Consider the following 21,091-nt stretch of genomic DNA (forward strand, 5'->3'; position numbering starts at 1 on the left):
GCGGGGGGGCGCCCCCCCCCCGCCGGCGGGGGGGGCCCCCCCCCCCGGCGGGGGGGGGCGGGGGGCGCCCCGGCCGCCCCCCCCCCCCCCCCCGCCGCTAGCGTCGGCTACGTCGGAGTCCTGGTGATTCCGCGAGGGGGGTCCTGGGTCCTGAGATCCGTCTGTGCGAGAGGCCGAACCGATGCTGAAGGACGCACCGATAGCCCCGATGGCCAGCCTGATCCGTGTGGAGAAGGGCGTGGCCGCCCCGGAGGAACTCGCCGCCATCGCCGTGGTGGTCGCCTGCTTCGCACGCCGCGGCTCCACCGGCGGCCGGCCGGACCCCGACGCCCCCACGGCCCACCGCCGCCGCCCCGCCCACCACGGCTCCGGCTGCTGGGCGGGCTGCTGGGCCTGCGGCTGACGAGGCCCCCGCGAACGCCCCTGCCCCCGGCCCGCTCACGGGCCGGCGGCAGGGGGACCATCCGGTCGGCCGGCCGCTCAGGCGCGGTGCAGCACCGTCGACAGCGCCTCGAGCAGCGCGGCCCGCGGATCGGCCACTGCGCCCTGCGAACGCCACGCGACGAACCCGTCCGGTCGCACCAGCAGGGCGCCCTCCTCCGTCAGCTCGTGCACCGCGGTCCAGTCGGCTCCCGCCGCCTGCACCAGGTCACAGCCCGGGGCGGACCCGATCGCGTAGGCGTCCAGCTTCACCGACAGCCGTTCGGCCACCTGCCGCGCGGCCGCCTGCCACGGCGTGCCCGCGCCGCTGAGCAGCACGAACGAGCGCTCGTACAGGTCCAGCGTGGACACGCGCTCGCCGTCGGGCCGGGTCAGCCACAGGTGCGGGGCGCGCGTACCGACGTCGCCCTTCATCCGCAGCCCCTCGGGGATGACCGGCCGGTCCGGGTCGGCGCCGACGACCGCGCCGCGCGGGTACGCGTACGCCATCGCCGTCGTCAGGACCCCGCTGCCCGGTCCGCCGCCCATGGTCGGGGGCGGCGCGTACCCCGGGTGGCTGTGCTCCGCCGAACGGGCCGAGGCGCGCTCGGCGGTCGCCAGTGCCACCGGAAGGCGCTCCACCCCGTAGGTGTCGAGCAGCCCGATCCCGGCCGATCCGTCGAGGACCGCCGCGATCTTCCAGGCCAGGTTGTGCGCGTCCTGGATACCGGTGTTCGAGCCGAACGCCCCGGTGGGGGACATCTCGTGGGCCGCGTCGCCGGCCAGGAACACCCGACCGGACGTATACCGCTCGGCGACCCGTTCGGCCGCGTGCCACGGCGCCTTCCCGCCGATCTCCACGTCCAGGTCCGGGACGCCGATCGCGGCCCGGATCTGCGCGACGCAGCGCTCCTCGGTGAAGTCCTCCAGGGTCTCGCCCCGGTCCGGGTGCCAGGGGAGGTGGAAGACCCACTGGGTGTCGTTGTCCACCGGCAGCAGCGCCCCGTCGGCGCCCGGCTTCATCAGGTAGCAGACGATGAACCGCAGATCGCCCAGGACCTCGACGAGCTGCCGCGACCGGAAGGTGACGCTGACGTTGTGGAACAGCTCGCCGCTACCCGTCTGGGGGATCTGCAACTGCTCGCGCACGGGGCTGCGCGGACCGTCCGCCGCGATCAGGAAGTCGGCGCGCACGGTGAGGTGCTCGCCCGTCTCCCGGTCCTTGACCAGGGCGTTCACACCGGTCGCGTCCTGGTCGAAGCTCATCAGCTCGTGGGAGAACCGGATGTCGGCCCCCTGCGCGCGGCTCTGCGACGCGAGGATCGGCTCGATGTTGTTCTGGCTGCACACGCACCAGCTGGTCGGGCTGAACTTGCTCAGTGCCCCGTCCGGGTCGATGGCCTTGACCAGCCACTTGTGGTCGCCGCCCGTCAGCGACTCCGTCTGGATGATGCCCATGTTGTTCTCCAGCACGGAGGCGGCCCGGCGGATCTCGGGCTCCGCCCCCGCCGTGCGGAACAGCTCCATGGTCCGGGCGTTGATGCCCCGCCCGCGCGGGTGGTCGGAGGTGCCGGCGTGCTTCTCGACGAGCAGGTGCCTGATGCCGTGGCGACTCAGGAACAGCGAGGTGGACAGGCCCACGAGGGAGCCGCCCACGACGAGAACCGGTACGCGGACATCTGCGGTGTGTTCCATCAGCTGCGAGCTCCTGGTTTCTGTGGGAGGGAGGGGACTCTTTTATGCCCCCGATCGATGGCTGGGCCCGGGAGATCCGCCGGTTGTCACCCGCTTGATCCGGAGATGTAGCGGTACGTGCGCCACGGGATGACGATGAGCGACAGCGGAGCCCCGGCCGAGGGTTCGCACGCGAAGGAACTCCACGCCCTCGACGAAGGGCCCCTCACGAAGGAGCGAGCAGATGACGACCACGCTGTCCGAACGGGTGTCGCAGTCCGCCTTCGACGGCTCGATGCTCCGCGTCGTCCTGCTGATGGACCTGCACGAAGGAGCCCAGCAGCGCTTCTTCGAGGCCTACGAGCAACTGCGCCACGACATCGCCTCGGAACCGGGCCACATCAGCGACCAGCTCTGCCAGTCCTTCGAGAACCCCTCGCAGTGGCTCATCACCAGCGAGTGGGAGAGCGCCCCGCAATACCTCGCCTGGGTCAACAGCGAGCACCACGCCGAACAGGTACGCCCGCTCGGCGCCTGCGCCCGCACCATGCGGCCGCTGAAGTACACGGTCCTGCGCGAGACCGGCCGCGGCTACCGGGACGACCGCCGGGCCGTCGGCGCACGGCTGCAGGAAGCGCCCCGGCTCGGCGCCGACATCGTGCGCCATGCCCTGACCTTCACGGTCAAGCCGGGCAGCGAGAAGGCGGTGGCCGAGCTCCTCTCCAGCTACGCCTCCCCGGCCGCCGACGTCGACGGCCACACCCGGCTCTGCCGGACCTCGCTGTTCATGCACGGCAACCGCGTCGTGCGTACGGTGGAGGTGCGGGGCGACCTGATGTCGGCCCTGCGGCACGTCTCCGAACAGCCCGAGGTCCGGGCCGTCGAGGAGGCCATCAACCCGTACCTGGAGCAAGACCGCGACCTCGGCGACCCCGAGTCCGCCCGGATGTTCTTCATGCGGGCCGCACTCCCGGCCGTCCACCACGTCGCCGCGCGCGAGGCCGGCGCGGAGGACCGCTCCGACGTCCGCAGGCACGCGCTCTACTACCCCGCCAAGCCCGGCTGCGGTCCGGCGCTCGCCAAGTTCCTGGCTCGCCAGGACGAGGCCGCCGCCCACCGGCCCGACGCCCCCACGGTGAGCAGCAGCATCTTCCAGCGCGACGACATCGTCGTACGCCTCATCGACGTGCGCGGCCCGCAGGGCTCCGGACTGGAGACCGCCTTCGGCGTCCGCGGACCGCGCAAGGCGGCCGTCCTCGCCCGCCTGATGCTCTCCCCCGACGACTGCGGCTCCGAGTCCGCCGTCCGCCACACCATGAGCCTGATCACCGACCGCCGGGCCCCCGCCGAGCGCTGACGCGCAACGGCGCCACCCCGGTCCCCACCCACCAGCCCCGTCCAGGCTCCCCACCGCCAGGAGGAACACCGCCATGACCAGACGACGCCCACCGCACATCGTGGACCTCAGTGAGACCCAGCCCAACACCCGGCGCGGTGGCGACCTGAGGGCCGTGCTCACCCCGACCTCGGTGGGCTGCACGAGCGGCTTCATGGGTCTGGCCGTCATGGCCCCCGGCGAGCACATCGCCGAGCACTACCACCCGTACTCCGAGGAGTTCGTGTACGTGGTCAGCGGGACGCTGGAGGTGGACCTCGACGGCGAGGCCCACCCGCTGCGGACCGACCAGGGCCTGCTCGTCCCCCTCAACGTGCGCCACCGCTTCCGCAACGTCGGGGACACCGAGGCGCGCATGGTCTTCCACCTCGGCCCGCTGGCCCCGGACCCGAAACTGGGGCACGTGGACACCGAGGAGGCCGTCCACCCGGAGGGCACCGCCTGGGAGCGGCCCCCGGACCGAGCCGGAGTGGTGTCGTGACCCGCCGACGGGTGGCCGTCACCGGGGTCGGCGTCGTCGCCCCGGGCGGGATCGGCACCGCCGCCTTCTGGGACCTGCTGGCCAACGGCCGTACGGCGACGCGGGGCATCACCCTCTTCGACCCGACCGGATTCCGCTCCCGGATAGCCGCCGAGGTCGACTTCGACCCCGCGGAGCACGGCCTCGGCGCCGAGGAAGCGGCCCGGGCGGATCGGTACATCCAGTTCGCCCTGGTCGCCGCCGGCGAGGCACTGCGGGACGCCGGACTCGACCTCACCACCGACGAGGCCTGGCGCACGGGAGTCTCCCTCGGCACCGCCGTGGGCGGCACCACCCGCCTGGAGCACGACTACGTGGCCGTCAGCCAGTCCGGGGCCTGGTGGGACGTGGACCACCGGCTCGCCGGACGCCACCTGCACCGGGCGTTCACCCCGGCCACCCTTGCCTCCGCCGTCGCGGAGAAGACGGGAGCCCGGGGCCCGGTCCAGACCGTCTCCACCGGCTGCACCTCCGGGCTCGACGCCATCGGGTACGCCGTCCACTCCATCGCCGAAGGCCGCATGGACGTGTGCATCGCCGGCGCCTCCGACTCACCCGTCTCGCCCATCACCGTGGCCTGTTTCGACGCCATCAAGGCCACCTCCCCGAACAACGACGACCCCGCCCACGCGTCCCGGCCCTTCGACGCCGACCGCGACGGGTTCGTCCTCGGCGAAGGCGGGGCCGTCCTCATACTCGAGGAGCTGGAACACGCCCGTGCCCGCGGCGCGACCGTCTACTGCGAGATCGGCGGCTACGCCACCTTCGGCAACGCCCACCACATGACCGGGCTGACCACCGATGGCCTGGAGATGGCCCGCGCCATCGAAACCGCCCTCGCGCAGGCCCGGATCGACGGGCGCGAGATCGACTACGTCAACGCGCACGGCTCCGGAACCAAGCAGAACGACCGCCACGAGACGGCGGCGGTCAAGAGGGTCCTGGGCGCCCACGCCTACAAGACGCCGATGACCTCCATCAAATCCATGGTGGGGCACTCCCTCGGCGCGATCGGGGCGATCGAACTGGCCGCCTGCGTCCTGGCGATGACCCACCAGGTGGTCCCGCCGACGGCCAACTACGAGACCCCCGACCCCGAATGCGACCTGGACTACGTCCCGCGCGTCGCCCGCGAACGCACGCTGCGCAGTGTGCTCTCCGTCGGCAGCGGCTTCGGCGGCTTCCAGTCCGCAGTCGTCATGACCCGGCCCAAGGAGGAGGTGGTCTCGTGAGCGGGCGCACCGTCATCACGGGCATCGGGGTCGTCGCACCCAACGGCATCGGCGCCGACGCCTTCTGGAAAGCCACCCAGTCGGGCACCGCGGTCCTCGGCCGGATCACCCGGGAGGGCTGCGAGCACCTGCCGCTGCGCATCGCGGGCGAGGTACGCGGCTTCGACGCGGCCTCCGTGGTCGAGGAGCGCTTCCTCGTCCAGACCGACCGCTACACCCACCACGCCCTCGCCGCGGCCGACCTGGCCCTGGAGGACGCCCGGCTCGGCCGGGCCGACTACGAGGACGACCCCTTCTCGGTGGGCGTGGTCACCGCGGCCGGCTCCGGCGGAGGCGAGTTCGGGCAGCGGGAACTGCAGCACCTGTGGGAGCAAGGACCGCGCTACGTCGGCCCCTACCAGTCCATCGCCTGGTTCTACGCCGCCAGCACCGGGCAGATCTCCATCCGGCGGGGACTCAAGGGCCCCTGCGGCGTGGTCGCCGCCGACGAGGCGGGCGGGCTCGACGCCTTCGCGCACGCCACCCGGGCGATCCGCCAGGGCAGCCGGGCCATGCTCGTCGGCGCCACCGAAGCGCCCCTGGCGCCCTACTCCATCGTCTGCCAGCTCGGATACGAAGCGCTGAGCACCCACGAGGACCCCGAGCGGGCGTACCGGCCCTTCACCGACAAGGCCTGCGGCTACGTACCCGCCGAGGGCGGCGCGATGTTCCTCGTCGAGGACGAACAGGCGGCGCTGCGCCGCGGCGCCTCCGTCCGGGCCGTCCTGGCCGGGCACGCGGCGACCTTCACCGGCCCCCACCACCACGAGGCGGAAGGCGAGTACGGCGAGGGACTCGCCCACGCGATCAGGGGCGCCCTGCGGGACGCGGGCTGCGCCCCCGAGGAGGTCGACGTGGTCTTCGCCGACGCGCTCGGCACCCCCGAGGCCGACCGGGCCGAAGCCGCCGCGATCCTCTCCGCCCTCGGAGGACACGGGCGCACCGTCCCGGTGACGGCGCCCAAGACGGGCACCGGCAGGGCCTATTGCGCGGCGCCCGCACTCGACACCGCCGCCGCGGTCCTCGCGCTGGAGCACGGTGTCGTCCCGCCCACGCCGAACGTCTTCGACGTGTGCCACGACCTCGACGTGGTGACCGGCAGCGCCCGCACCGCGGAGCTGCGCACCGCGCTCGTCCTGAGCCGGGGCCTCATGGGCTCCAACGCCGCGCTCGTGATCCGAAACCCCTCCTAGAGACAGAAGGAGCCGCTCATGTCCGAACGACTGACCGTCGAGGAACTGGCCGCCCTGATGAAGTCCGGCGCCGGCATCACCGTCGACCCGGCCGAGATGACGAGGCGTCCGGACTCCAAGTTCGACGACTTCGGCCTCGACTCGCTGGGCCTGCTCGGCATCGTGGGCCTGCTGGAGAACCAGCGCGGCCGGGCCCTGCCCACCGACGCGGACCGCTGCAAGACCCCCAAGGAGTTCCTCGAACTCGTCAACACCAGCCTGATGAGCGGAGCTTGAGATGACAGGGCACACCAAGAACGAGATCACCGTCAACGCGCCCATGGACACGGTCTGGGAGATGACCAACGATCTCACCGCCTGGCCGAACCTGTTCAGCGAGTACGCCTCGCTGGAGATCCTGGAGGAGGACGGGCCCACCACCCGCTTCCGCCTGACCATGCACCCCGACGAGAACGGCACGGTGTGGAGCTGGGTCTCCGAACGCACCCCCGACCCCGTCACCCGGACCGTGCGCGCCCGCCGCGTCGAGACCGGCCCGTTCGAGCACATGGACATCCACTGGCAGTACTTCGAGGTGCCGGGCGGCACCCGGATGGTGTGGACCCAGGACTTCGCGATGAAGCCGCAGGCCCCCGTCGACGACGCCGGCATGACCCAGCGCATCAACCAGAACTCCAAGATCCAGCTGGAACTGATCCGGGACAAGATCGAACAGCGCGAACGCGAGAGCCGCGCGCCCGCCGCCACCCGCGTCTGAGAAGAAAGGCAGCACTCCCGATGCACCGCGCCCTCATCGTCGCCCGCATGGCGCCGCAGTCCGCACCCGACATCGCCGAGCTCTTCGCGGCCTCGGACGCGGGCGAACTGCCCCACCTCGTCGGGGTCACCCGCCGGAGCCTCTTCCAGTTCGGCGACGTGTACATGCACCTCATCGAGTCCGAGCGCCCCCCGGGACCGGCCATCGCCCAGGTGACCGACCACCCCGAATTCCGGGCCCTCAGCGACCGGCTGACCGCCTACATCAGCCCGCACGACCCGGAGACCTGGCGCAGCCCCAAGGACGCCATGGCCCAGGAGTTCTACCGCTGGGAGCGCCCCCGTACGGGATAGCCGTACGCGGCGCAGCGCGCGACCGGCAGGCCTCGGGCCCCGCACCCACCTGGTGCGGGGCCCGCCACCGTCGCGGCTCACGCACGGCGGGCCGCCACCGCCACGCAGAGCGCGGCCAGCGGCAGCTCCACCCCGGCCGCCAGCAGCAGCGCCATCGCCTGCTCGCCACCCGCCGAGGTCGTGACGTCGAACCAGGCGTCCACCACGAGCAGCGCCGCCGTCGCCGCCGCGACCGGGACCACCCGGGTGTCCCGGCGGCGCAGCAGCAGCCCCGTCCCCGCCAGCCCCGCCGCCAGCATCACGTCCAGGCCTATCCACGCGGTGGCCCAGTGGGAGACCTCGGCGCTCTGCGGCAGCGTCCTGGCCAGCACCACCATCCACGGCACCAGCGCCAGCCCCGCCCCCGTCAGCACCGTCGCCGTACGGGGAGCGGTCCGGGAGGCCGAACGGGTGAGGACCTGGGGAGCGACAAGGGCCATGGCTACGAGTCTCCTTCCGCCCCGCGGTCCGTCCGCCGGGCACACCACAAGACTCGTCCGCCGGGCCGCCCGAATCAGTAGCCCCACGTTCCGAACCGGGGGTGGTGCCAGGTACACCCCCGACCGGGCACCAGGGGGATGGCAACGCCTTGGCCAGGGCGATTACCGTACGTGCATGGCAAGTTCCGGCGCGCTGCGGCGTACATTCACCTGGACCATGGCGCACGCGCCCTGGTCCGCCTGGGCCTGGCGCCACACCGCCTTCACCGCGGCCGCGATCCCACCCGCCCTGCCCCTCGCCGCGGGCTTCGTCTTCCTCCTCACCGCCCCCGGGCACAGCCCCGTCCCGCTGCTCCTCGTCGTCGCGCTGTCACCGCTGCTCACCGCCCTCCAGCGCAACCGCTGCTGGTCCCTGCTCGGTGTCGACATACCGCCCGTGGCCCGCGAGCACCCCTGGCGCAGCGTCCGCGGCCTGACCGAACGGCTGCGCTCCGAGGCGACCTGGCGGCAGTACGGCTACCACTTCCTCGTCAGCCCGCTCGCCGCCCTCGGCGGCGGACTGCTGGTCCTCACCTGGGCCGCCGGCGCCGTCTGCGCCACCGTCTACGCATGGTCCTGGGCGCTGCCTGAGACCCCCGGACCGGGCTGGAGCCGGCAGTACGACGTGCTCACCACGCTCGGCGGCCTGCTGCTGCTCGCCGCACCCTGGTTCGCCGTACTCCTCGCCCGGCTCGACGTCGGCGCCGCCCTCGCGCTCCTGGGCCCCAACCGGGCCCGCGAACTGGAGCGCCGCGTCGAGGACCTCGCCGAAAGCCGGGCCGGCGTCCTGGACGCCGCCGACCTCGAACGCCGTCGCATCGAGCGGGACCTCCACGACGGAGCCCAGCAACGCCTGGTGGCCCTCGCCATGAACCTCGGCATAGCCCGCGCCACCCTGCCCGGCCTTCCCCCCGAAGCCAAGGCCGTCATCGACGAGGCCCACCGCGAGGCGAAGGAGGCCATCGAGGAACTCAACAGCCTCGTCCGCGGCCTCCACCCGGCCGTCCTGGACGACCGGGGGCTCGACGCCGCCCTGTCCGGGATCGCTGCCCGCGCCCCCCTGCCCGTCGAACTGACCGTGGACCTCGCCGTCCGCCCCGGACCCACCGTGGAGGCCGTCGCCTACTTCGTCGTCTCCGAAACCCTCGCCAACGTCGCCAAACACGCCCGCGCGAAGCGCTGTCGGGTCCACGTGGCCCGGACCGCCGCCGACGTACTGCGCCTCACCGTCACCGACGACGGCGTGGGCGGCGCCGACCCCGCCGGGGGCACCGGACTGACCGGCCTGCGCAAGCGCGTAGGGTCGGTCGACGGAACCATCATGATCGACAGCCCCGTCGGGGGCCCGACCACCGTGACTGTGGAGCTGCCGTGCGGGCTGTGATCGCCGAGGACTCGGTCCTGTTGCGCATCGGACTGGTCAAGGTCCTCGAAATGGCCGGGTTCGAGGTGGCCGCCGAAGCCGGCGACGCCGAGACCCTGCTCTCCGCCGTCGAGGAGCACCGGCCCGACCTCGCCCTCGTCGACGTCCGCATGCCGCCCGGCTTCACCGACGAAGGCGTCCGCGCGGCCCTCGTCATCCGGCAGCAGAGCCCCGACACCGCCGTCCTGCTCCTCTCCCAGTACGTGGAGGAGCGCTACGCGGCCGACCTGCTCGCCACCCAGAGCGGCGCCGGCATCGGCTACCTCCTCAAACAACGCGTCGCCGACGTGGAGGAGTTCATCGACGCGGTGCGCCGCGTCGCGGGCGGCGGCACCGCGCTCGACCCGCAGGTCGTCGCCCAGCTCCTGCTGCGCCGCCGCGGCGGCGCCGACCCCCTCGAACGCCTCACCCCGCGCGAACGCGAGGTACTGGCCTTGATGGCGGAAGGCCGCTCCAACGCCGGGATCGCCGCCGAACTCGTCGTCAGCGAGAGCGCGGTGGCCAAACACATCAACAACATCTTCGCCAAACTCGACCTGCCCGTCGCCGACGGCGACCACCGCCGGGTCCTCGCCGTCCTGCGCTTCCTGGACGGCGCCCCGTGACCCCGCCGGGGACCCCCGCCGCGACCCGGGCCGCCTCCCCGGCGGAGACCGCCCCGCCGGCACGCCCCCGGCACCGCCTCCCCTGGATCCTGGCCTCCCTGCTCGGCGCGGTCTTCGTCGCCCTCCCCGTCGCCTGGCAGGCCGGGGTCTACGGGGTCACCCGCACCGGCACCCTGCACGGCGGCAGCGCCGGGCATCCGGTGACCGCCCTGCGCATCGCGGGCGGCGGAGCGAACATCACGGTCCGCCCGCGCGGGGACCAGGAGGTCGGCTACCGCGCCGAGGTCGCCTGGTCGCGCAAGAAGCCCGTCGTCGAGGAGAGCTGGCAGGACGGCACCCTCACGCTGACGCCGCGCTGTCCCGGCGAGGACTCCTCGCTGACCGGAGAAGTCTCCTGCTCCGTCGATCTCGGCGTCGGCGTGCCCGCCGGCCTGCCCGTCACCGTCGCCGCGGACTCCGGCCGCATCGACATCGGCGGCCTCGGCGGCGCCGTCGACGCACGCGTCGACTCCGGCGAGGTCCACCTCACCGGGCTGCGCGGCCCGGTCCGGGCCCGCGTGAACTCCGGCCGGGTGGACGCCACGGCCCTCACCTCACCCGAGATCGAACTCGTCATCGGCTCGGGCCGGGCCGCCGTCGACTGCGTCGCCCCGCCGCGGAAGGTCACCGCCGACATCGGATCGGGCCGGCTGGCCCTCACCGTCCCCGACGCCACCACGTTCCGGGTCACCCCCCGGACCGGCTGGGGCCGCATCGACCTCGGAGCGGGGCTGTCCGACCCGGCCTCCCCGCGCACCCTGGACCTGACCGTCGGCTCCGGCCGCGCCGACGCCCGGTACGTGGACCTGCTGGGCTGAGCCTCACGGCGCGAGGCCGCCCCGGGCGATGACCTCCGCGTACCAGCGCGCGCTGTCCTTGGGCGTACGCCGCTGCGTGGCGAAGTCCACGTGGACGATCCCGAACCGCTTGCTGTAGCCGTACGCCCACTCGAAGTTGTCCAGCAGCGACCACACGAAGTATCCGCGGACGTCCGCCCCGTCCTGGATGGCCCGGTGCACGGACGCCAGATGGCCCCGCAGGTACGCGATCCGCTCCGGATCGTGCACCGCTCCCCGCGCATCGGGGAAGTCGGCGTACGCCGCCCCGTTCTCGGTGATCAGCAGCGGCACCCCGGGCAGCTCGTCGCGCAGCCGAGTCAGCAGCTCGTACAGTCCGTCCGCGTCCACCGGCCAGTCCATCGCCGTCCGGGGACCGGGTGCGGGCAGGAACCGTACGTGCCCCTCCGTACCCGGCCACGGCGACGGCTCGGTGCCGGCAGGAGCCGGCTCCGCGGCCGCTACCACCGTGGGGGAGTAGTAGTTCAGGCCCAGCCAGTCGATCGGCTCGCAGGCCGCCGCGAGATCACCGTCGCGGACGAACGACCAGTCCGTGAGCGCGGCGGTGTCCCGGACGAGATCCTGCGGAAGACGCCCGTGGAAGACCGGATCGAGGAAGATCCGGTTGCCCACCGCGTCGATCCGCCGCGCCGCGTCCAGGTCGGCGGCCGATTCCGTCAGCGGCCGCACGGCGTGCAGGTTGAGCGTCAGCGACACCTCCGCCGACCGGGGCAGGGCCGCGCGCAGCGCCCGTACGCCCAGCCCGTGGGCCAGGTTGAAGTGATGGGCGGCCCGCAGCGCGGCCTCCGGCTCCGTGCGGCCCGGGGCGTGCACCCCGGAGGCGTAGCCGAGGAAGGCGGCGCACCACGGCTCGTTGAAGGTGGTCCAGCTCGACACCCGGTCCCCGAGCGCCCCCGCGACGAGTCCCGCGTACTGCGCGAACCGCTCGGCCGTATCGCGGCAGGGCCAGCCGCCGCTGTCCTCCAGTTCCTGCGGCAGGTCCCAGTGGTAGAGCGTGGCCACCGGCCGGATCCCCGCCTCCAGCAGCGCGTCCACCAGCCGCCGGTAGAAGTCGAGCCCCCGCTGTACGGCGGGCCCGCGTCCGGTCGGCTGCACCCGGGGCCAGGCCACCGAGAAGCGGTAGTCGCTCACGCCCAGCCGTTTCATCAGGCCCACGTCCTCGGCCATCCGGTGGTAGTGGTCGGCGGCGGTGTCCCCGGTGTCGCCGCCCAGCACCTTGCCGGGGGTGTGGCTGAAGGTGTCCCAGATCGAGGGCGTCCGCCCGTCCAGGGCGGCACCGCCCTCGATCTGGTACGCGGCCGTCGCGGTGCCCCACCGGAAACCGGGGGGAAAGCGGAGCGCCGTCCCCGTGGCGGGGGACGCGTCGACACTGGTCATGGAAGGACTCCAAAGGAGAGGTGAGGAGGGAGGCGGGGACTCAGCCCTTGACGGCGCCCTGCATGATGCCGCCGACGATCTGCCGGCCCAGCAGGCCGAAGACCAGCAGCACGGGAAGCGTCCCGAGCAGGGTGCCCGCCATGATCACGGACTGGTCGTGGACGTAGCCGCCGCCCAGCTGGCGCAGCGCGACCTGCACGGTCGGCTCCGACGAGGAGAGCGCGACCACCGGCCAGAAGAAGTCGTTCCAGGCCGTCATGAAGGTCAGCAGTCCGAGCACGGCCATGGCCGGCCGGGCCACCGGCACCACGATCGACCAGAAGACGCGGGCGTACGAGGCCCCGTCGACCCGGGCCGCCTCGATCAGCTCGTCCGGCAGGGACTGCGCCAGGTACTGCCGCATGAAGAACACGCCGAAGGCGGAGACCAGTCCGGGCAGGACGACGGCCTGGAGCTGGTTCACCCAGTGCAGTTCCACGATCAGCATGAACAGCGGGATCACCCCCAGCTGCGGCGGGATCATCATCGAGGCGACGACGGCGCCGAGCAGCGCGCCGCGCCCCCGGAACCGCAGCTTGGCGAAGGCGAAGCCGGCCAGTGTGGAACACAGCACCGTGCCGACGGTGATGGCGCTCGACACGATCAGGGAGTTGAGGAGCGCCTTGCCGATGTCCGCCTCGTCCAGGACCGCCTGGAGGTTGACCAGGAGCCGTGGACCGGGCAGCAGCGAGGGCACCGGCCGTGCCAGATCGGCGTTGGAGCGACTCGCCGCGACCAGCGACCAGTACAGGGGGAACGCGGAGACCAGGACCGCGAGGGCCAGCACCGCGTAGGTGAGCCGGCCGCCGCGCCCGGCGGTGGAGGTGGAGCTCATCGGCCGGCCTCCTTGAGGGAACGGCGGCGCACGAGCAGGGCGTTGACCCCGACGAGCGCCACGATCAGCAGGAACATCACCCAGGCGATGGCCGCCGCCCGGCCCAGGTGGAAGAAGCCCCAGCCCTGCTCGTACATGTACAGGCCCAGGGTCTGGTACTGGTGCGAGATGCCCCCGGACATCGATCCCTCGAAGAGCAGCGGCTCCCCGAAGAGCTGGGTGGCGCCGATCGTGGACACCACCACGGTGAAGACGATGGTGGGACGCAGGCCGGGCAGCGTCACATGGAGGAACTGTCTCCATCTGGACGCCCCGTCGACCTCGGACGCCTCGTACAGCTCGCCGGGTATGGACTGCATGCCCGCGAGATAGATGAGGGCGTTGTAGCCCGTCCAGCGCCACACGACGATGGACGAGACGGCGATCTGCGAGGCGGCCGTACCGCTCTGCCAGTCCACCGGACCGAAACCGGCCAGCCCCAGCACGTCGTTGACGAGCCCGAAGTCCCGTCCGAAGAGCTGGGCGAAGATCAGCGAGGCGGCGGCCACCGACGTCGCGTACGGCAGCAGCAGCGCGGTGCGGAAGAAGGTCCGGCCCCGCAGCTTGTAGTTGAGGACGTGGGCCAGGCCCAGGGCGATGAGCAGTTGCGGCACCGTCGAGAGCGCGCCGATGGTGAAGGTGTTGCGCAGCGCCGTCCAGAAGAACGGATCGGTGAACAGGGCGGTGTAGTTGTCCAGGCCCCTCCACTCCATGTCCCCGGGGTTCTGCAGCTCGACGCGGTAGACGGAGACGTACGCCGTGTAGAGGAGGGGGAACAGTCCGAAGGCGGCGAACAGGGTGAAGAACGGGGCGATGAAGGCGTACGGGGCGAAGCCCCGCCGGGCGGTACGTGTCACGCCGCTCAGCCCAGGGCGTTCTTGACGGCCTTCTTGGCGTTCGACCAGGCCGTCTCCGGCGACGTGCCCTTGCGCTCCACCTCGCTCAGCGCGTTGTTGATCTGGTCGGCGATGTCCTTGTCGTGCACCCCCAGCACCTGGACGGGGGCCTTCTCGGCGGCGTCGCCGAAGATCTGCCCGATCGGCGCGTCCGAGAAGTACGGGTCCTTGGCGTCCGAGACCTGTCCTATGGCCTTGACGGCGGAGGGGAAGTTGCCCTGCTTGCGGAAGAGCTTGGTCTGCTGCTCGGGCGCCGTGAGCCAGGTGACCAGCTCGGCCGCCTCCTTCTTGTGCTGGGCCGCCCGGGGGACCGCCAGGTAGGAGCCGCCCCAGTTGCCCGCACCCCCGGGCAGCTTCGCCACGTCCCACTTGCCCTTGCCCGCGTCGCCGGCCTGTCCCTTGATGTAGCCGAGCATCCAGGCGGGGCACGGCATGGTGGCGAAGGAGCCGGAGGTGAAGGCCTGGTTCCACGGCGGGGACCACTGGTCCAGCTTGGCGCTGAGCCCGTCCGCCGAGGCCGTGACCGACGCCTCCCAGGCCGACTTCACCGCAGGGCTGTTCTCGTAGACCAGCGCGCCCGAGGCGTCGTAGTAGCGCTCCTCGGCCTGGCCGACCATGACGGCGTTCAGGCTGCCCACGCTGTCCAGCCAGGCGCTGCCGGCCGGGGCGCTCGCCTTGTACTGGCGGCCGAGCTCCAGATAACCGTCCCAGGTCGCCCACTTGGCGGCCAGTTCCGTACGGTCGGTGGGCAGGCCCGCCGCCTTGAACAGGTCACTGCGGTAGCACATGGCCTCGGGCCCGACGTCGGTGCCGAGGCCGAGGACCTTGCCGTCCTTGGTCGTCGCGGCCGCCCACTTGGCGGCGGCGAACTCGCTCTGGAGGGCGCCGGCGCCGAACTCCTTCAGGTCCGTGAACTTGTCGGCCTGCTTCTGCGTCACCGATGCGATGCGGCCCACCTCGAGGCCCTGGACGTCCGCCAGCCCGCCGCCGCCGGCGAGCCGGGTCTGGAGCGCCTTCCAGTAGTCCTGCTCGTCCTCGGTATCCGTCTGCTTGATCTTGATGTTCGGGTGGAGCTGTTCGTACTCGGCGTAGAGCCCGGCCTCCTGGTAGCCGAACGCGCCGAACAGGTCGATGGTGAGCGTGACGTGGCGGTCGGCGCCCTCGGCGGACTTCGCGTCGGGGTCGGAGTCGGATCCGCAGGCGGCCAGCAGGGTTCCGGCGAGGGCGACGGCGCCGAGGCGGAGCGCGGCTCTTCCGGCGGCTCGGGGGGTGGACATGGTGCGGCCTCCTGGGCTTGGCGGGTGCGACTCTTCCGAGCGGGTCCCGAGAGTGTTGAGAGCGCTCTCAGAACGCGAGTGGAGCGTGCACCCCACACCCGCGCCCCGTCAAGGGTCCTGCGCACGACGGCGGGGATTCGTCCCATTCACCCAGGGAGAACCTCGAGTTGCGCGCCGCTCAGGCCGATCCGCGCCGCACCAGCGACGTCGGGGTGATCACCGAGCCCGGCACGCCGGGGCCGCCCTGCCGGCCGGCGCCGTGCGCCTTGTCCAGGGTCCGGAGCAGCAGCCGGGCCATGAGCCGCCCCATGCCCTCGATGTCCTGACGCACGGTCGTCAGCGGCGGATCGGTGCCCTCCGCCACCACCTCCGCATCGTCGAAGCCCACCAGTGCCACGTCGCCGGGCACGGACCGGCCCCGCTCGCGCAAGACGCCCAGCGCACCCGTCGCCATCAGGTCGTTCGCGGCGAACACCGCGTCGAGCCCCGGGCAGCGGTCCAGCAGTTCGGCCATCGCGCGGGCCCCGCCCGCCGCGGTGAAGTCCCCCTCGGCGATCAGCGCGGGATCGGCGTCGAGGAGCACGTCCCGGTACCCGTCGAGCCGGTCGGTCGCCGACGTCTGGTCCAGCGGACCCGCGATGTGCGCGATCTGTCGCCGTCCCAGGGACAGCAGGTGTCGTACGGCCTCGCGCGCACCCCCGCGGTTGTCGGCGTCCACGTAGGCCACCGGGCCGTGTTCCCCGGGGGCCGCGGACCCTCCGGCGCCACCGGTCCAGCCGGGCCGGCCGCCGTAGACGGTGGGCATCCCGATGCGGCGGGTGATCGCGGGCAGCGGATCGTCGGTGTGCAGGGAGAAGGCGAGCGCGCCGTCGACGTGGCCGCCCGCCAGATAGCGCTCGATCCGGTCGTAGTCGCCGCGGTCCTCCACCAGGAGCAGCACCAACTGCATGTCGTGCACCGTCAGTTCCTTGCTGATGCCGCGGATCTGGCGGGAGAAGAAGGGATCGGAGAAGATCCGGATCTCCGGCTCGGCGATGATCACGGCGACCGCCCCGGTGCGCCGGGTCACCAGTGTGCGCGCCGCGTGGTTCGGTACGTAGCCCAGGTCCCGGATGGCCGTGCGGACCTTGTCCACCAGATGCGGGCGGACGCCGTCGCCGCCGTTGACGACCCGGGACGCGGTGGCCCGGGACACCCCGGCGCGAGCCGCGACCGCCTCGAGGGTGGGCCGGTCTGCGGGAAGCTGTTCGGCCACGGGCGCTCCTCATGCGTGTCCGGCGGCGGGCAGGGTTCCTGGGCCCTGCCGCGGGCCCTGTAGGACAGCAGCGTAACCCGTACGGCGGGGGCGCTGAGAGCGCTCCCGCCGTACAGGTGCCTTTCACCGAGCCGTGGCCGGGTCCGCTCAGTGCCCGAAGTCGAACCAGTTGAGATTCACGTAGTCGGCCGGCTGGCCGCTGGTGAAGGTCAGGTACACGTCGTGCGTGCCCGTGACGCCCGAGATGTTCGCCGGTACGGTCTTCCAGCTCTGCCATCCGCCGGTGCTCGCCACGGCGAAGCTGCCGATCGGCGGGCCGGTCCGGCTGTCGAGCCGGACCTCGACGAGCCCGCTCACCCCGTCGGCCGCGCCGCTGGCGACGCGGCCGTGGAACTGGGTGGCCGGGCCGCCGGAGCCGAAGTCGACGCCCTTGTAGAGGACCCAGTCGCCGTTGCCGAGGCCCGTCAGGTCCTGGCCTCCGCCGGTGTCCGTGGTCGTCTCCTCGGCCGTTCCGGCCTGGGCGTCGTGGGATTCGGCCTGGAGGGGGGCGTAGGCGTTGCGGCCACCCGTCGGCGGGGTGGTGGGCGGCGTCGTCGGAGGCGTGGTCGGCGGGATCGTGGGCGGCGTGGCCGGGGGAGTCGTGGGGGGTGTGGTCGGCGGGGTGGTCGTACCGTCCGTGGACCGGAGCACCGAGACGTAGTCGACGACCATCGGGTGGCCCGGCTGGGTCCCCGCGTCGGGTCCGCCGCCGAAGGCCGCCGGGAACTCCCCGCCCATGGCCACGTTCAGGATGATGAAGTAGCCGTGGTGGGTGGCGTTGGCCCAGGTTGCGGCGTCCATCTGGTCCGCCCGGACGGTGTGGAAGGTGACCCCGTCCAGGGAGAAGCGCATCTCCTCCACGGCCGAGGAGCGGTCCCATTCCACCGCGTAGGTGTGGAAGCCGCCCTGGCAGGGGGTGCCGGTGCACGCGCGCTGGCCGCCGATGCCGGACTTCTCGTTGCACGGGCCGCCGGGGCTCGTGCCGCAGTGCATGGTGGCCCACTCGTTGTTGATGCCCTGGACGTTCTCCAGGATGTCGAGCTCGCCGATGCCCGGCCAGTTCCACCAGTTGCCGCGGTAGGGCGCGCCCAGCATCCAGAACGCGGGCCAGTACCCCTTGGCCGCGGCGCCCGTGACGTCGGGCATCTGGATGCGGGCCTCCGTGCGCAGCTTGCCGCCCGCCGGCGGCTGGAAGTCGGAACGCCTGGTCTCGACGCGGCCGGAGGTCCAGTTGCCCGCCGCGTCCCGGCGCGGGGTGATGCGCAGGTTGCCGGAGCCGTCGAGGGAGACGTTGGAGGGGTCGGCCGTCATCGTCTCGACCTCGCCGGTGCCGAAGCCGGCCGGGCCGCCGGGGTAGCTCGTGCCGGTGGTGTACTGCCAGTTCGCGGTGTTCACCCCGGAGCCCGAGGCCCCGTCGAAGTCGTCGAGGAAGACCTGGGACCAGCCCGCGGGCACCGCCGGGGCGGCGGCGCTGGCGGGCAGGATGACGACGGCCGCGGCCGTGGCCGCCACCGCCACTGTGCTCAGTGCGGCGATGACGGCCCGTCGGACCGACCGCCGTTCTCTGCCGGGTGTCAGACGCATGGATGCCCTCTCTGAGGGGGTGTGGGGGACAGGGGGAGCGCGGCGTGCGCGGGGACCGCGGCGTGCGGGGAGTGCGGCGTGCAGGGAGTGCGGGGGGTGCGGGGACCGCGGGGGAGGCGGGGAGGACCGGGGGCCGAGGGGTTCCTGCCGACAGGGCCGGAACGGCGCTTGAGAGCGCTCTCAAGAGGTGCCGGTCGCCACTGTGCTCTCCGCCCCGGGGGTCGTCAAGGGATCGGACGGGAAAGGCTCCCGGCCCCCTCCGGGCGCCCCCCGCGGTGCGCGATCGCCGTGGCAGGCAACCCCGCCGATACACAAGTCTGAATACGGTCGTTTCCGTCCGGCTCCTCAACTGGACAGGCCCTCTTGTGAGTTGAGGCAGAGGTACCAACAATGCGCATGACAACCGAAGGATCTTCGGTCGCATTGTCACCAGAGGGGAACCCCCACATGAACAAGCCTCTCGTCGCCGCCGCGTTCGCTCTGCTCCTCACCGGAGCGGCAGCGGCCCCGGCCGTGGCCCAGTCCACCCGGGAGGGTGCGGCCACCCCGGCCGTCGCGGTCAACTACGCCGGCACGGTCGCGCTCAGCAACTGCTCCGGCTCGGTCGTCCGTGTGCCCGGTTCGCTGCCCACCGATCCCGCGCTCGTACTGTCCAACGGCCACTGTCTGGAGTCGGGCATGCCGGCCGCGGGCCAGGTGATCAAGGACAAGGCGTCCAGCCGCTCCTTCTCGCTGCTGAACGCCTCGGGCTCCAAGGTCGCGACGCTGCGCGCGAGCAAGATCTCGTACGCGACGATGACCGACACGGACATCTCGATCTACCAGCTCACCAAGACGTACGCGCAGATCAGCAGCCAGTACGGCATCAACGCGCTGACCCTGAACGACGCCCACCCGGTACAGGGCACCGCGATCAAGGTGGTGTCCGGCTACTGGAAGCGCACCTACAGCTGCAACGCGGACGGTTTCAGCTACCTCCTCAAGGAGGGCGAGTGGACCTGGAAGGACTCGCTGCGCTACACCTCGGCCTGCAACACCATCGGCGGCACCTCGGGCTCGCCGGTGATCGACACGACGACGGGCAAGGTCGTCGCCGTCAACAACACGGGCAACGAGGACGGCGGGCGCTGCACGGTGAACAACCCGTGCGAGGTGGACCAGAACGGCGCCGTGACGGTCCGCCAGGGCATCAACTACGCGCAGCAGACGTACATCATCGTCCCCTGCGTAGGTCCCGGTAACAAGATCGACCTGACCCGGGCCGGCTGCACCCTCCCGAAGCCGTAGCGCTCAGGTCCGCCGCCGGGGGGGCCCGCACGGGACCCCGGCGGCGGGCCCGCCCCGCCCGTCCGGCCCGCGTCGGCTACAAGCCGTACCGCCGCGCGGATTCCTCCTCCTGCGCCAGCCGGTGCAGGGCCTTCAGCACCGGCTGGAAGAGCACCGTCGCGGCGACCGAGGTCTCCACCTGCTCCGTCTCGGAAGGGTGCGTCTCGACGAAGTCCAGGTCGCGCACGGCCGCTTGGTGCATGAGCTCCGCGTACGGAGCCATCAGCTCCGCGTCCCACGGGTAGCCGAGCCGGATCAGGGTGGCCACGGCCACCACCAGCGACCGGTGCACCGGCGACAAGGCCCCCAGCTCCCGGGCCGTCGACCAGCCCAGCAGCTTCAGCAGCCGGTCCACTTCGAGCCGCGCGCTCACCACCGCCCCGTCCTCCTCGTCCGGCTCCGGCCCCTGCGGCAGCGCCCAGAGGGCCGCGCCGAGCCGGATCGTCCGGCCGAGCGACTCGTCGTCGACGTGGCCGAGGACTTCCCGGACCTTCGCCACCGACAGGCCTCCCACCTGGATGAGCGCGCGCACCAGGCGCAGTCTCCGCAGGTGTCCCTCGTCGTATTCCGCGGTGGTCGCGCCGACGCGGCGTCCCGCGGGCAACAGGCCTTCGCGCAGGTAGTACTTGATGGTCGCGGTGGGCAGGCCGCTCCGTTCGCTCAGCTCCGCCAGCCGCATCTCTTGAACCTTCCGTTGGAGAGTGCCACTATCCAACATGGTGCTGGACAGTGCCGTCATCCAATCAGGCCACCTGGAGGCCGTGTGTCCGCGAAGCCGTTACCGGGCCGTACCACCGCCGCCGTCGAAGGCGACGTGGTCGTCCTGCTGATAGGGATGCGCATCAACCACTTCTGGGCCGTCCACCACTGGCTGCCCGTCCTCCTGGCCATGCCCCGCATGCTCCGCGAGCTGGCCCGCGACGAGAGCCGCGGACTCCTGAACCACGTCCTGCTCACCGCGTCACCCCGGACGTACTACGTCGTCCAGTACTGGGAGTCCAAGGAGAAGCTGTATGCCTACGCGGCCGCGCCGGACATGCTCCACCGCAAGGCCTGGGCGATGATGAACCGCAAGGAGCGCGCCGGCAAGGCGCGCCAGCACGTGGGCCTGTGGCACGAGACGTACATCGTGCCCGAGGGTTCGTACGAGTCCATCTACGCCGACATGCCGCCCTTCGGGCTGGCCGCGGCGACCGGGGTGCTCCCCCTCGAAGCCCGCGGCCGGGGCGCTGCCGACCGCCTGGCGCACCGTTCCGCCCGGAAAGGCTGAGCGCACGCGACGAGGGGCCCGTCCGGAAGAGCCAGGGGGGGGCCCAGCGTATGGGGGGGTGGGTGGTGGTGCACCGGCGGCGACGGCGGGAGAGGGTTGTGTTGGGTGTGAGGACAGGTATGATAACA

Annotated in this window: 22 protein-coding genes; 13 read left to right on the plus strand and 9 right to left on the minus strand. The window is 72.3% G+C overall.

Annotated features, from left to right (window positions below):
- Positions 1 to 181: 181 nt before the first annotated feature.
- A complete protein-coding gene (locus ACWF9Z_RS16755; protein ID WP_453602793.1) occupies positions 182 to 403 on the plus strand; it encodes an acyl-CoA carboxylase subunit epsilon in 222 nt (73 codons plus the stop codon).
- Positions 404 to 480: 77 nt separating this feature from the next.
- Here the strand turns inward: ACWF9Z_RS16755 and ACWF9Z_RS16760 are convergent, their stop codons facing one another.
- Entirely contained in the window at positions 481 to 2,115 is a 1,635-nt protein-coding gene (locus ACWF9Z_RS16760; protein WP_453602795.1) for an FAD-dependent oxidoreductase, read from the minus strand.
- Between the two features lie 223 nt (positions 2,116 to 2,338).
- Between ACWF9Z_RS16760 and ACWF9Z_RS16765 the strand changes: the two genes are divergently transcribed.
- From ACWF9Z_RS16765 to ACWF9Z_RS16795, 7 genes are all read left to right on the plus strand, one after another.
- Complete coding sequence (locus ACWF9Z_RS16765) at positions 2,339 to 3,451, plus strand: SchA/CurD-like domain-containing protein (RefSeq protein ID WP_453602797.1); 1,113 nt, start codon at positions 2,339 to 2,341, stop codon at positions 3,449 to 3,451.
- A 73-nt stretch (positions 3,452 to 3,524) separates the two neighbouring features.
- Positions 3,525 to 3,971, plus strand: coding sequence for a cupin domain-containing protein (locus ACWF9Z_RS16770; protein WP_453602799.1), 447 nt, complete (start codon positions 3,525 to 3,527; stop codon positions 3,969 to 3,971).
- A complete protein-coding gene (locus tag ACWF9Z_RS16775) occupies positions 3,968 to 5,242 on the plus strand; it encodes a beta-ketoacyl-[acyl-carrier-protein] synthase family protein (RefSeq protein ID WP_453602801.1) in 1,275 nt (424 codons plus the stop codon). The genes ACWF9Z_RS16770 and ACWF9Z_RS16775 overlap by 4 nt, the downstream gene beginning before the upstream one ends.
- Complete coding sequence (locus ACWF9Z_RS16780; RefSeq protein ID WP_453602803.1) at positions 5,239 to 6,474, plus strand: beta-ketoacyl synthase N-terminal-like domain-containing protein; 1,236 nt, start codon at positions 5,239 to 5,241, stop codon at positions 6,472 to 6,474. The genes ACWF9Z_RS16775 and ACWF9Z_RS16780 overlap by 4 nt, the downstream gene beginning before the upstream one ends.
- Before the next feature lie 18 nt (positions 6,475 to 6,492).
- The gene (locus ACWF9Z_RS16785; protein ID WP_453602805.1) at positions 6,493 to 6,750 is read left to right on the plus strand and encodes a phosphopantetheine-binding protein; all 258 of its coding nucleotides are present in this window, start codon (positions 6,493 to 6,495) and stop codon (positions 6,748 to 6,750) included.
- A gap of 1 nt (position 6,751) precedes the next feature.
- Positions 6,752 to 7,231: an SRPBCC family protein gene (locus ACWF9Z_RS16790; protein WP_453602807.1), complete on the plus strand. Its 480-nt coding sequence runs from the start codon at positions 6,752 to 6,754 to the stop codon at positions 7,229 to 7,231.
- A gap of 20 nt (positions 7,232 to 7,251) precedes the next feature.
- Positions 7,252 to 7,584: a TcmI family type II polyketide cyclase gene (locus ACWF9Z_RS16795; RefSeq protein WP_453602809.1), complete on the plus strand. Its 333-nt coding sequence runs from the start codon at positions 7,252 to 7,254 to the stop codon at positions 7,582 to 7,584.
- 77 nt (positions 7,585 to 7,661) lie between these two features.
- Here the strand turns inward: ACWF9Z_RS16795 and ACWF9Z_RS16800 are convergent, their stop codons facing one another.
- Entirely contained in the window at positions 7,662 to 8,063 is a 402-nt protein-coding gene (locus tag ACWF9Z_RS16800) for a hypothetical protein (protein WP_453602811.1), read from the minus strand.
- Positions 8,064 to 8,238: 175 nt separating this feature from the next.
- On the opposite strand from ACWF9Z_RS16800, the gene ACWF9Z_RS16805 reads away from it, so the two are divergent.
- Genes ACWF9Z_RS16805 through ACWF9Z_RS16815 form a run of 3 tightly spaced genes read left to right on the plus strand, consistent with a single transcriptional unit; the run spans position 8,239 to position 10,987 of the window.
- Positions 8,239 to 9,486, plus strand: a complete 1,248-nt coding sequence (locus ACWF9Z_RS16805) for a histidine kinase (protein WP_453602813.1) — start codon at positions 8,239 to 8,241, stop codon at positions 9,484 to 9,486.
- On the plus strand, positions 9,474 to 10,130 hold the full coding sequence (locus ACWF9Z_RS16810) for a response regulator transcription factor (protein WP_453602815.1): 657 nt from the start codon (positions 9,474 to 9,476) through the stop codon (positions 10,128 to 10,130). Before ACWF9Z_RS16805 ends, ACWF9Z_RS16810 begins: the two co-directional genes overlap by 13 nt.
- A complete protein-coding gene (locus ACWF9Z_RS16815) occupies positions 10,127 to 10,987 on the plus strand; it encodes a hypothetical protein (RefSeq protein WP_453602817.1) in 861 nt (286 codons plus the stop codon). The genes ACWF9Z_RS16810 and ACWF9Z_RS16815 overlap by 4 nt, the downstream gene beginning before the upstream one ends.
- A 3-nt stretch (positions 10,988 to 10,990) precedes the next feature.
- On the opposite strand, the gene ACWF9Z_RS16820 is transcribed toward ACWF9Z_RS16815, so the two are convergent.
- From ACWF9Z_RS16820 to ACWF9Z_RS16845, 6 genes are all read right to left on the minus strand, one after another.
- Complete coding sequence (locus ACWF9Z_RS16820) at positions 10,991 to 12,403, minus strand: GH1 family beta-glucosidase (RefSeq protein WP_453602818.1); 1,413 nt, start codon at positions 12,401 to 12,403, stop codon at positions 10,991 to 10,993.
- A gap of 40 nt (positions 12,404 to 12,443) precedes the next feature.
- The gene (locus tag ACWF9Z_RS16825) at positions 12,444 to 13,277 is read right to left on the minus strand and encodes a carbohydrate ABC transporter permease (RefSeq protein ID WP_453602820.1); all 834 of its coding nucleotides are present in this window, start codon (positions 13,275 to 13,277) and stop codon (positions 12,444 to 12,446) included.
- Complete coding sequence (locus tag ACWF9Z_RS16830) at positions 13,274 to 14,182, minus strand: carbohydrate ABC transporter permease (protein WP_453602945.1); 909 nt, start codon at positions 14,180 to 14,182, stop codon at positions 13,274 to 13,276. Before ACWF9Z_RS16830 ends, ACWF9Z_RS16825 begins: the two co-directional genes overlap by 4 nt.
- Complete coding sequence (locus ACWF9Z_RS16835; protein WP_453602822.1) at positions 14,179 to 15,489, minus strand: ABC transporter substrate-binding protein; 1,311 nt, start codon at positions 15,487 to 15,489, stop codon at positions 14,179 to 14,181. The genes ACWF9Z_RS16830 and ACWF9Z_RS16835 overlap by 4 nt, the downstream gene beginning before the upstream one ends.
- Before the next feature lie 178 nt (positions 15,490 to 15,667).
- Positions 15,668 to 16,744: a LacI family DNA-binding transcriptional regulator gene (locus ACWF9Z_RS16840; RefSeq protein WP_453602824.1), complete on the minus strand. Its 1,077-nt coding sequence runs from the start codon at positions 16,742 to 16,744 to the stop codon at positions 15,668 to 15,670.
- A gap of 147 nt (positions 16,745 to 16,891) precedes the next feature.
- A complete protein-coding gene (locus ACWF9Z_RS16845) occupies positions 16,892 to 18,367 on the minus strand; it encodes a glycoside hydrolase family 16 protein (protein WP_453602825.1) in 1,476 nt (491 codons plus the stop codon).
- A gap of 447 nt (positions 18,368 to 18,814) precedes the next feature.
- Between ACWF9Z_RS16845 and ACWF9Z_RS16850 the strand changes: the two genes are divergently transcribed.
- A complete protein-coding gene (locus ACWF9Z_RS16850; protein WP_453602827.1) occupies positions 18,815 to 19,654 on the plus strand; it encodes a trypsin-like peptidase domain-containing protein in 840 nt (279 codons plus the stop codon).
- Positions 19,655 to 19,730: 76 nt separating this feature from the next.
- Here the strand turns inward: ACWF9Z_RS16850 and ACWF9Z_RS16855 are convergent, their stop codons facing one another.
- Positions 19,731 to 20,372: a MerR family transcriptional regulator gene (locus tag ACWF9Z_RS16855; RefSeq protein WP_453602829.1), complete on the minus strand. Its 642-nt coding sequence runs from the start codon at positions 20,370 to 20,372 to the stop codon at positions 19,731 to 19,733.
- Positions 20,373 to 20,456: 84 nt separating this feature from the next.
- On the opposite strand from ACWF9Z_RS16855, the gene ACWF9Z_RS16860 reads away from it, so the two are divergent.
- Entirely contained in the window at positions 20,457 to 20,963 is a 507-nt protein-coding gene (locus ACWF9Z_RS16860) for a DUF4188 domain-containing protein (RefSeq protein ID WP_453602831.1), read from the plus strand.
- Positions 20,964 to 21,091 lie beyond the last annotated feature (128 nt).

Source organism: Streptomyces sp. NPDC054961 (assembly GCF_053609145.1).